This is a genomic window from Bacillaceae bacterium S4-13-56 (assembly GCA_040191315.1).
Classification (GTDB): domain Bacteria; phylum Bacillota; class Bacilli; order Bacillales; family JAWJLM01; genus JAWJLM01.
Window position 1 is genome coordinate 1 of the sequence record JAWJLM010000109.1, and the last position, 10,527, is coordinate 10,527.

The following is a 10,527-nucleotide window of genomic DNA, read 5'->3' on the forward strand; positions in this document are numbered from 1 at the left end:
AGAGGGTCGAAGGTTCGAGTCCTTCATGGCTCACCATCCGTATAAATAGTTACAAGAACTACTTACTTTAAAAGTAGTTTTTTGTTGCGAAAAATGTCATAGAAATAGTCTTTTCTTTTTCCATAAAAGATTTATAATTTAACTATTATTAGCTTTGCGGAAATAGTTCAGTGGTAGAACATCACCTTCCCAAGGTGAGGGTCGCGGGTTCGAGTCCCGTTTTCCGCTCATATTGTCTGGGTCAGCTGGGAGAGAACCTGCCTTGCACGCAGGAGGTCATCGGTTCGATCCCGCTAGGCTCCATATTCATCTCGAAGGATTTTCCCTTCGAGATTTTTTGCGTTCTATAGGTGTATATATATACAAATAATTGTCGAGTTGAGTCATTGAGGTATTTAAAGATAAAATGATAGAGAATAAAAGGAGGTCTGGGAAAATGAATAGAAATATATCAATCATAGGTGTCCCGATGGATCTTGGTCAAAATCGCAGAGGGGTAGATATGGGACCAAGTGCTATTCGTTATGCAGGGGTAATTGAAAGATTGGAGCAATTAAATCTTGATATACAAGATTTGGGTGATATTAAAATCCTTCGGCCGGATCGAAAACAATACAAAAGCGGTCTTAGAAATTTTTACGAAGTAGCTAATGGAAACCAAAAATTAGCCGAATCTGTTGATCAGGTAATCCAAGGTAAACGCTTTCCTTTAATATTGGGAGGAGACCATAGTATTGCAATGGGGTCTCTAGCAGGAATTTCTAAACACTATAAAAATCTGGGTGTTATTTGGTATGATGCACATGCTGATTTGAATACGGGAGAAACCTCTCCATCAGGTAACATTCATGGTATGCCTTTAGCAGCCAGCTTAGGCATAGGGGATAAAGAATTAACTGAAATCCATGGATATAGCCCCAAAATCAAGCCTGAAAATATCGTGATTATAGGAGCACGATCTATTGATGAAGGAGAACGCAAATTAATACATGAAAAAGGAATTAAAGTCTATACCATGCATGAAGTGGACCGATTAGGAATGAGTAGGGTAATTACAGAAACTATTGCTTACCTAAGAGACCACACGGATGGCGTTCATTTAAGCTTAGATCTAGATGGGTTAGACCCAACAGATGCGCCAGGTGTAGGTACTCCAGTAATGGGAGGTTTAAGCTACAGAGAAAGCCATTTAGCTATGGAAATGCTTTATGAATCTCAAATCATAACATCAGCTGAGTTCGTGGAAGTTAATCCAATTCTTGATGAAAAAAATAAAACTGCTAATGTTGCCGTTGGGCTGATGGGTTCTTTATTTGGAGAAAAGTTATTATAATGTAGAATGTTAGAAAAATAAAGGCTTCTCGCCAAGTCCTATTGGCGAAAGCCTTATTTTTTTCCTGGAGGATAAACCGACTAAAGTTATAAATTCTGATAGTAAAAAAGGACAGTGTTGCTGTCCTTGATATTTTATCCCGCATGAACAGCAAGCCATGAAACAAGCTTCACCAACAAGGGTGAAAAATTTAATATTTTATTTTCATGGCAGTAATACCCCCACCTCAAGTCTTAAGTGGACGAAAAGAGAAGGTGGGGGATAAAATGCCCGTAAATGTCCGATTGGTTCAAGGGACTTCAGATCATACCCTTGGGTCCTAACAATTAGTGGGGGACGGCCACCGATTGAAGTTTTCCTTTATTTTCATTGTACTAGAGGATTCATTGAGTCTTTTTACGGGTGTTTTGCAACTGATTTAATAGATGATCTAGTTGTTTACTAACTTTTACAACATCAGGTGAACTGAGAGGCTTTTGTTTCGAAATTTGATGCATATGTTTTCTGCGTTTTTCTATTTCTTCATATAACTGTTTTTCATCCATAATAAAACCTCCCTTTCCCCACAAAAAGCATTATACTATAATACTAGATATAGGAAACAAATCCCTTCCAGTTTTTTAATGATTTTTTATCCCACATTTACGGGCAGCCAACCATGAAGCAAGCATCACCAACAAGGATAAAAAATTTAATGTTTTATTTTCATGGGAGTAACTCCCCCACCTCAAGTCTTAAGTGAAACGAAAAGAGTAGGTGGGGGATAAACAACCCGTAAATGTCCGATTGGTTGGTCATACCCCTTGGGTGCTAACAATTAGTGGGGGATGGCCGCTGATTGAAGTTTCACTTTATTAATTAAAAAACATCCATTTTTATAGGTAAAACATCATGTATATCATAGATTGAATTTTTTTGAAACCTAAAAGAGGTACTGCTCGTATAAGTAGTGACCGGAGAGTTAGCGAGGTAGTGCATGGTGGAAACAATTATTAATCAACGAATAAAAGAAGTTAAAAAAGGTGACCAATCTGCATTTGAAGATGTGGTTTCATTTTATCAAAATAAGGTATACCAAATTTGTTATAAAATGCTAGGTAACTCCCACGAAGCAGAAGATGTGGCCCAGGAAGCTTTTTTACGGGCTTATATGAATATACACTCATATGATGAACAAAGAAAATTTTCCACGTGGTTATATAGAATTGCAACTAATTTAAGCATCGATCGTATAAGAAAGAAGAAGCCTGATTTTTATCTCGATGCAGAAGTGAAAGGTGCAGAAGGACTGACCATGTATTCTCGGATTTCTGCTGATCAGCCTCTTCCCGAAGAAGAAATAGAAAGCTTAGAGCTTCAAGAGTATTTACAAAAAGAGATCCTAAGTTTACCAGAAAAATATCGGGCTGTCATTGTTCTTCGATATTTGGATGAGCTTCCCTTGCAGGAAATCAGTGAAATTCTTGATATACCTGTTGGAACCGTAAAAACAAGAGTACATAGGGGACGAGAGGCTTTACGTAAAAAGCTTCGTCATTTGTAAGGAGTGAGCAAGATGAACTGTCCGTCTGAGATGATTGAATATATGCATGAGTACTTAGATAATGAATTATCTAAGGAGAACGAGGTTATTTTTCGCAACCATTTAGAATCTTGTAAGGATTGCCAAAACCATTTTAATGAGCTAAAGAGAACAGTGGCAATGATTCAAAGTGCAAACCATATCCAAGCGCCACCCTCCTTCTCAAGTCAAGTAATGGCAAACTTACCTAAAGAAAAGAGGAGAGTGGGAATAAATCGCTGGTTCAAATCACATCCGGCTCTTTCTGCAGCCGCTATCTTCTTTATATTTATGTTTGGAGGCTTCCTTTCCTCCTGGAATCAAAATCAGGATTTATCAGTAAATCAAAAACAAAATATCCTCATTGAAGACAACACAGTTATTGTTCCTGAAGAAAAGGTGATTTCTGGGGACTTAGTTGTAAAGAATGGAGATCTTAAAATTAAAGGTAAGGTCAAAGGTGATGTTACCATTATTAATGGGAAGATCCTAAATGAAGATTTAATGGATGGAGAAAAGTATATGGCTTCCGCTGGAGAGGTAACGGGAGACATTAAACAAGTGGATCAAGTATTTGAATGGATTTGGTTCCAAATCAAAAGTACAACAAAAGAAATTTTTTCCTTTAATAATAACTAGGTGCTGGTCATCTTAAAAAAGGTGGCCCCACCTAGTTATTATTTCGTCTATTAAAAAGTATGCTATAATAGTACAAGTATTTTATCCCGCATTAACGGGCAGTAATACCCTATCTCAAGTCTTAAGTGAAACGAAAAGAGTAGGTGGGGGATAAACTGCCCGTAAATGTCCGATTGGTTCAAGAGCCTTTAGGTCATGCCCTTGGGTACTAGCAATCAGTGGGGGGTGAAGAAAACCCCCACTGATTGAAGTTTCACTTTATGCTACTTAGTACGGAGAATTATGTGTAAAAGGAAGTGTGAACATGCTGGATGGAGATCTCGAGTTTTTTTCATTGCTCCGGATGGCTATAGATATTGCCCTTGTTTGGTTTCTTATATATAAATTAATCATGCTGATTCGTGGGACCAAAGCTGTTCAACTCTTAAAAGGAATCTTTGTAGTCCTGGGAATTTGGTTTTTAAGTGGTGTATTTGAACTTAAAACTTTACAATGGTTAATGTATCAAGCTATTACTTGGGGTTTTCTAGCCGTCATTATCCTCTTCCAACCGGAATTACGAAGAGCTTTAGAGCAACTGGGACGAGGAAGTTTTTTTTCGCGAAATACACATACACTTGATGATGCTACCAATCAAACGGTAGAGGCAATCATTAAGTCCTGTTCATACATGGCAAAGCGAAGAATAGGGGCATTAATTACCATTGGAAGGGAAACAGGGATGGACGATTATGCTGAAACGGGTATTCCGATTCATGGTCATTTAACAAGTGAATTGTTAACTAATATTTTTATTCCTAATACCCCCCTTCATGATGGAGCGGTTATTATAAAAAGTAATGAAATTGTAGCAGCTGCCTGTTATCTTCCTCTGTCGGAAAGCCCGTTCATTTCTAAAGAATTGGGAACTCGTCACCGGGCAGCATTAGGAATTAGCGAAGTAACCGATAGTATAACCATTGTAGTTTCAGAGGAAACGGGGCAAATTTCCTGTACGAAAAACGGAGAATTACATCGTGATTTAAGCGTAGATACATTAAGAGAAATATTGACTAGAGATTTGGATATCGATTCAGGCCAATCTTCGAAAAAAGCCTGGGGTTGGGTGGTGAAAAAGGATGGATAAATGGATCAAGAGTCCTTGGTTTATGAGGACCATTTCCCTTCTATTAGCCATTTTGCTATATACATCTGTGACAATGGATGAAAACACAAGATCAAGTGACAGCATTTTTCCGGAAGGAACAGATCAAGTTAAAAAAGTTACCGATATCCCTCTCGAAGTTAAGATGGATGAAGAGAAATATGTAGTTCGAGGGGTTCCTGAAGTAGTAAACGTTACTTTGTCAGGACCAAATAGTATTTTGACTCCAGCAGTTAGACAATTAACATTTCAGGCATATATTGATCTAACCAATTTAGAACCAGGAGAACATACGGTTTCTGTTCAGACTAGTGGGATTGCGAACCAGCTAGCAGCCTATGTTGAACCAGATACGGTTACAGTAACATTAGAAGAGAGAGCCAGTGGCACCTATGATGTTGAATTAGAGTTGATAGGAGAAAGTAGTTTATCTCCTGATGTGGAATTAGGAAAACCGACTATTACACCATCACAAGTTGAAGTTACAGGCCCGAAAACAGAAGTAGACAGGATCGCGATGGTTAAGGCGCTTATTAATGTGACGGATGCGACCACCTCCATACAAAATCAAGAGGCACCAATTAAAGTATATGATTATCAAGGAAATGAGTTAAATGTATTTGTACAACCATCTAATGTTAGAGTAACTCTCCCTATCGAGAGTCCATCCAAGTCCGTACCATTTGAATTAGAAACAACAGGAGAGTTACCTGAAGGACTAAGCTTAGCAACTATTAAGTCAGATCAAGTTTCCGTGACACTTTACGGACCACAAAACATTCTTGATAAAATTGATCAACTTGAAACTATTAAAGTCGATCTATCAACAGTAACTGATGACACTGTTCTTGACTTAGATATTCCTCTTCCTCCAGGTGTCCGTCGTTCTGATCCAGAAAAGATTCGAGTCACTATCGAGGTAGAAGAAACGGAAGAGCTAGTTATAGAAGATGTGCCAATTCAAGTTAAAAACAATAACCAAAATCGAAACATTACCTTTATCAATCCAGAAAATGAGATGGTAAGCATCACTGTAAATGGGACCAAGGATCAATTAGAAGGTCTTACATCAGATGATTTTGAAGTTAGTATTGATGTTGGAGATTATTACACTGGAGAATTTGAAACAGATATCATTGTCGACGGACCAGACGATCTAAACTTTGAAACCAATATTAAGACAGCACGAATTCAAATGGAATAACCATTCGTTCATATTCGTTTGAAGAAATTGAAGGAGCGATTCAGCAATGGGAAAATATTTTGGAACAGACGGCTTCCGAGGAGTAGCAAACATAGAATTAACACCAGAGTTAGCTTTTAAAGTTGGAAGATGTGGAGGGTATGTTGTCACTAAAGGTGCAACCAAGCCAAAGGTTATAGTTGGACGAGACCCGCGTATTTCGGGGCAAATGCTAGAAGGGGCTCTTGTAGCAGGGCTTCTCTCTATTGGTGCAGAGGTAATGCGCTTGGGCGTCATCTCTACTCCGGGGGTAGCATTTTTAACAAAAGCTTTAGGTGCCGAAGCGGGGGTCATGATATCTGCTTCACATAATCCTGTAGGTGATAACGGGATCAAATTTTTTGGAACAGATGGTTTTAAACTATCCGATGACCAAGAGAATGAAATTGAAACACTGATGGATGAGGAAGTAGATTCTCTTCCCAGGCCTACTGGGGCTGATATAGGGCAAGTGAATGACTATTTCGAAGGTGGACAAAAGTACCTTTCCTATCTAAAGCAAACAGTGGATTATGATTTTGACGGTTTATATGTTGCACTAGATTGCGCTCATGGAGCCACTTCATCTTTAGCCCCACATTTATTTGCGGATTTAGAGGCTGACATTTCTACGATTGGAACATCTCCCGATGGGACTAACATTAATGATGGAGTGGGATCCACTCATCCAGAAACTCTTCAGGCCTTTGTATTAGATAAGCAAGCGGATATTGGCTTGGCATTTGATGGTGACGGAGATCGAGTTATTGCTGTCGATGAAAAAGGAAATATAGTAGATGGCGATCAAATCATGTATATTTGTGCGAAGTACTTGAATCAAAAAGGACGGCTAAGACAAAATACCGTAGTGTCAACTGTAATGAGTAATCTTGGCTTTTACAAAGTAACGGAAGCGAATAACATAACTAATGTCCAAACAAAGGTTGGAGATCGTTATGTAATGGAAGAAATGCGAAAGAATGGATATAACTTAGGTGGAGAACAGTCTGGACATATTATCTTTTTAGACTATGTGACTACCGGAGATGGTATGCTATCAGCACTTCAACTACTAAATGTTATGAAAGAAACAGAAAAGCCGCTATCTGAATTAGCTGGGGAAATGCAGAAATTCCCTCAAGTATTAAAAAATATACGAGTGACAGATAAGAAACAGATGGAAACGAATGAGGCTATTTTACAAGTAATACAGTCTGTAGAGCAAAAGCTTGGAAATCAAGGTCGAGTTCTTGTTCGTCCTTCAGGAACAGAACCTTTAGTTCGAGTGATGGTGGAAGCACCAACCGAAGAAGATTGCGAACAATACGTAGATGAAATATTAAATGTTGTCCAAAGTGAAATTGGAACTCAGGAATAATATTATGCGCAGGTTCACTTTATTGGGGCCTGCGCATACATTGTAGAAAAACACTTTTACTACCAATAAATAGCTATTGACGGATTATTTTTCACTCATGTAAAATAATATTTGTTCCTGTGTAAAATTATTCCTAGGAACATTTTTTCTTATTCAAAAATAGAAAGGAGCATAGGCTACAACTTAATAGAAGCGCCAGGACTATTTCTATCAAATAGTTGACGAGGTGGAGGTTCATCGAAGTGTTCGGCGGATGCCTCCCGGTTGGAACATCTTAACCGTTAGATTTGATCTAAAACAAAGAGGCGACTCTTTGCACAAAGGAATCAAAAGAAGATGTGAGAATGACTTATACGGGAGAGGGGCAAATCAGCCCCGTTTTTAGGAAGTGTTGGTTTGCCCCTTGGCCACTTCAAGGAGGAAAACTACGTTATGTGTGGAATTGTTGGATATATTGGTAAGGAAGATACAAAGGACATTCTTTTAAAAGGTCTTGAAAAATTAGAATACCGCGGTTATGACTCAGCTGGGATAGCCACTTTGAATGAAGATGGAGTGAATGTGACGAAGGTTAAGGGTCGTATTGCGGTATTACGTGATGCTGTTGATGAAACTATTCATGCTACAATGGGAATCGGTCATACTCGTTGGGCTACTCATGGAGCGCCAAGTAAGGAGAATGCCCATCCACATCAAAGTGCGTCTGGTCGTTTTACTATTGTGCATAATGGTGTCATCGAAAATTACGAAGATGTCCGTCACGAATATTTAGAAAATGTAGAGATGAAAAGTGAAACAGATACGGAAGTCATCGTTCAACTAATGGAAGTATTAAATAACGAAATGAATGATGTTGCCGCAGCCTTCCGTAAAGCAGTTAGTCTTATGAAAGGTTCATATGCTGTGGCCTTATTAGATAATCAAAATCCAGATGTTATTTATGTGGCTAAAAATAAAAGCCCGCTATTAGTTGGGCTTGGTAAAGACGGTTTCAACGTTGTAGCAAGTGATGCAATGGCCATGTTGCACGTTACGGACCAATTTTTAGAGCTGCATGACAAGGAAACTGTATTGGTAAGCCGTGATAGGGTAGAAATCCTCACTCTTGACGGTGAATTGGTTGAGCGTGAACCATATACGGCTGAACTGGATGCAAGTGATATTGAAAAAGGAACCTATCCACATTTCATGCTAAAAGAAATCGATGAACAACCATTTGTTATTCGTCGTATTATCCAAGAATACCAAAATGAAAATGATGAATTAAAATTAGATCCTGAAGTTCGTAAAGCAATGTTAGATACGGATCGTGTTTATATTATTGCGGCAGGAACAAGTTATCATGCAGGCTTATTAGGAAAACAATTTATTGAGAAATTCGCACAAATCCCAGCAGAGGTACATGTATCTAGTGAATTCTCCTATAATATGCCTTTGCTTTCTGAAAAGCCACTCTTCATCTTTATTTCCCAAAGTGGAGAGACTGCTGATAGCCGGTCCGTACTTGTTCAGATTAAAGAACTTGGGCATCCCGCATTAACGATTACGAATGTTCCTGGATCTACCCTTTCTCGTGAAGCAAATTATACCCTGCACTTACACGCAGGTCCTGAAATTGCCGTAGCTTCTACAAAAGCATATACGGCTCAAATGGCTGTATTAGCTATCTTGGCAGTAGATACAGCACGTGCTAAAGGAATTAAACTTGATTTTGATCCTATGCAAGAGCTTGCAATTGTCGCTAATGCTATAGAAGCTCTTACTGATCAAAAAGAAGAGTTTGAAAAGATTGCCCGTGAGTTCTTATCGACTACACGTAATTGCTTCTTCATCGGACGTAGTATTGACTATTATGTTGGTTTAGAAGGTGCCTTAAAGCTAAAAGAGATTTCGTATATTCAAGCAGAAGGCTTTGCTGGTGGAGAACTGAAGCATGGTACCATAGCCCTTATTGAGGATGGCACACCAGTTATTGCGTTGGCCACTCAAGTTGCTGTAAACTATTCTATTCGAGGAAACGTAAAAGAAGTTGATGCTCGCGGAGCAAATTCCTGCGTTATTACTATGGAGGGATTACAACAAGAAGGAGACTCATTTGTACTTCCAAAAGTACATGATATTCTTACTCCACTTGTTTCAGTTGTACCGCTTCAACTAATCGCTTACTATGCAGCCCTACACCGTGATTGCGATGTAGATAAGCCAAGAAACCTTGCAAAGAGCGTTACAGTAGAATAAATCATCTGAAAAACCTGGTTAGTTTGTTCACGGACATTAATGTTGGTAACTAGACATTAAGGTTAGTAACTAAACAATAATGTTGGATACCAAACAATATAGTTGGTAACTATATCGCTTGGTTATTGTATATAATAAATTTTTTGTAAAATAATATAATTAATCTACACATATTTTTGTGTAGAATGGGCGAATAAAGATTGTTGCGAGATTTAAAATATAATCTAATGTCTTCACCCAATAAACTCGCTCCTAACCAAAAAAACTCGGTTCAGGACAAAAAAAGTCGGTAGAGTAGAAACAAGGGTTAAGGAAGAAATAGGGAATTAAAGAGCAAGATTAAAATTGAAAAAAGCCAGAAGGAATAAGGGTTTTCGAGCCTTTATTCCTTTTTCTTTTCCCCTAAAACCTAATCCCTTAACTCTACTCTGGAACGACTTTTTTAGTCCAAAATGGTCGGTGGTTGTAAAATCTGAACAAAAATTAGATGAATGTGGGGAAAATGCAGGAACGACTTTATTAGGCGGGGAATATTGGAAAAGAGCTTGAGGCGTTGGGGGAGTAAGAGTTGGCAAGGTTTGAGGGAGGAGGGGAGTTGGAACGAGTTTTTTGGGTGGATACAAAATTATAAACCATTTATTCAAGCTCATGATAACAAAGTAGCGTCTGAAGGATGGCTTACTCGTCACCTAGGGTGGAAGACGAAAAGAATTCATCATACTCTTTCAGAGTACGAAAGAAGATATCTTTACTATTTAGAGTGGTTGGATGAAGTTGGTGATATCAGAGAACATTATCCCTTACTTCCTCAAAGTTGAACTGAAGAAATTGCAAAGCAATTAAGTATAAAACATCCTCATATAAATGGAGCTCCTGTGATCATGACAAACAATAATATAAAGTTCATAATAGATATATAAACCTTTATTGGGGGGAATTAAATTGAAGACAAAAATAATTTCTTCACTTATTTTCCTATGTGTAAAATATTTCTCGAGGGTAATTAGAGCTA

General features: G+C 38.3%; 9 protein-coding genes and 1 tRNA gene. 9 read left to right on the top strand and 1 reads right to left on the bottom strand.

Translation table 11 applies throughout. The features are described from left to right. The first annotated feature begins 156 nt into the window (after positions 1-156). A tRNA-Gly gene (locus RZN25_17230) sits at positions 157-228 on the top strand. A 208-nt stretch (positions 229-436) separates the two neighbouring features. After that, a complete protein-coding gene (gene rocF / locus RZN25_17235; GenBank protein ID MEQ6378555.1) occupies positions 437-1,333 on the top strand; it encodes an arginase in 897 nt (298 codons plus the stop codon). A 383-nt stretch (positions 1,334-1,716) separates the two neighbouring features. On the opposite strand, the gene RZN25_17240 is transcribed toward rocF, so the two are convergent. Beyond that, positions 1,717-1,878, bottom strand: coding sequence for an aspartyl-phosphate phosphatase Spo0E family protein (locus tag RZN25_17240; protein ID MEQ6378556.1), 162 nt, complete (start codon positions 1,876-1,878; stop codon positions 1,717-1,719). A 434-nt stretch (positions 1,879-2,312) separates the two neighbouring features. Between RZN25_17240 and sigW the strand changes: the two genes are divergently transcribed. The 7 genes from sigW to RZN25_17275 all read left to right on the top strand — a co-directional run bounded on the left by sigW (position 2,313) and on the right by RZN25_17275 (position 10,333). Further along, positions 2,313-2,876, top strand: coding sequence for an RNA polymerase sigma factor SigW (gene sigW, locus RZN25_17245; GenBank protein MEQ6378557.1), 564 nt, complete (start codon positions 2,313-2,315; stop codon positions 2,874-2,876). Positions 2,877-2,888: 12 nt separating this feature from the next. Beyond that, positions 2,889-3,533, top strand: a complete 645-nt coding sequence (locus tag RZN25_17250; protein MEQ6378558.1) for a zf-HC2 domain-containing protein — start codon at positions 2,889-2,891, stop codon at positions 3,531-3,533. 304 nt (positions 3,534-3,837) lie between these two features. Continuing rightward, the gene (cdaA, locus tag RZN25_17255; GenBank protein ID MEQ6378559.1) at positions 3,838-4,659 is read left to right on the top strand and encodes a diadenylate cyclase CdaA; all 822 of its coding nucleotides are present in this window, start codon (positions 3,838-3,840) and stop codon (positions 4,657-4,659) included. Further along, positions 4,652-5,881: a CdaR family protein gene (locus RZN25_17260; protein ID MEQ6378560.1), complete on the top strand. Its 1,230-nt coding sequence runs from the start codon at positions 4,652-4,654 to the stop codon at positions 5,879-5,881. Before cdaA ends, RZN25_17260 begins: the two co-directional genes overlap by 8 nt. 46 nt (positions 5,882-5,927) lie before the next feature. After that, a complete protein-coding gene (glmM, locus tag RZN25_17265; GenBank protein ID MEQ6378561.1) occupies positions 5,928-7,277 on the top strand; it encodes a phosphoglucosamine mutase in 1,350 nt (449 codons plus the stop codon). A 432-nt stretch (positions 7,278-7,709) separates the two neighbouring features. Then, positions 7,710-9,515, top strand: a complete 1,806-nt coding sequence (glmS, locus tag RZN25_17270) for a glutamine--fructose-6-phosphate transaminase (isomerizing) (protein ID MEQ6378562.1) — start codon at positions 7,710-7,712, stop codon at positions 9,513-9,515. A gap of 533 nt (positions 9,516-10,048) precedes the next feature. Then, the gene (locus RZN25_17275) at positions 10,049-10,333 is read left to right on the top strand and encodes a hypothetical protein (protein MEQ6378563.1); all 285 of its coding nucleotides are present in this window, start codon (positions 10,049-10,051) and stop codon (positions 10,331-10,333) included. The last annotated feature ends 194 nt before the right edge of the window (positions 10,334-10,527 follow it).

What these genes read in the sequence shown, in the direction of transcription:
- RZN25_17260 (MEQ6378560.1), top strand. Translation starts at nt 4,652, where the DNA reads ATGGATAAATGGATCAAGAGTCCTTGGTTTATGAGGACCATTTCCCTT.
- glmM (MEQ6378561.1), top strand. Translation starts at nt 5,928, where the DNA reads ATGGGAAAATATTTTGGAACAGACGGCTTCCGAGGAGTAGCAAACATA.
- glmS (MEQ6378562.1), top strand. Translation starts at nt 7,710, where the DNA reads ATGTGTGGAATTGTTGGATATATTGGTAAGGAAGATACAAAGGACATT.
- rocF (MEQ6378555.1), top strand. Translation starts at nt 437, where the DNA reads ATGAATAGAAATATATCAATCATAGGTGTCCCGATGGATCTTGGTCAA.
- RZN25_17250 (MEQ6378558.1), top strand. Translation starts at nt 2,889, where the DNA reads ATGAACTGTCCGTCTGAGATGATTGAATATATGCATGAGTACTTAGAT.
- RZN25_17240 (MEQ6378556.1), bottom strand. Translation starts at nt 1,878, where the DNA reads ATGGATGAAAAACAGTTATATGAAGAAATAGAAAAACGCAGAAAACAT.
- cdaA (MEQ6378559.1), top strand. Translation starts at nt 3,838, where the DNA reads ATGCTGGATGGAGATCTCGAGTTTTTTTCATTGCTCCGGATGGCTATA.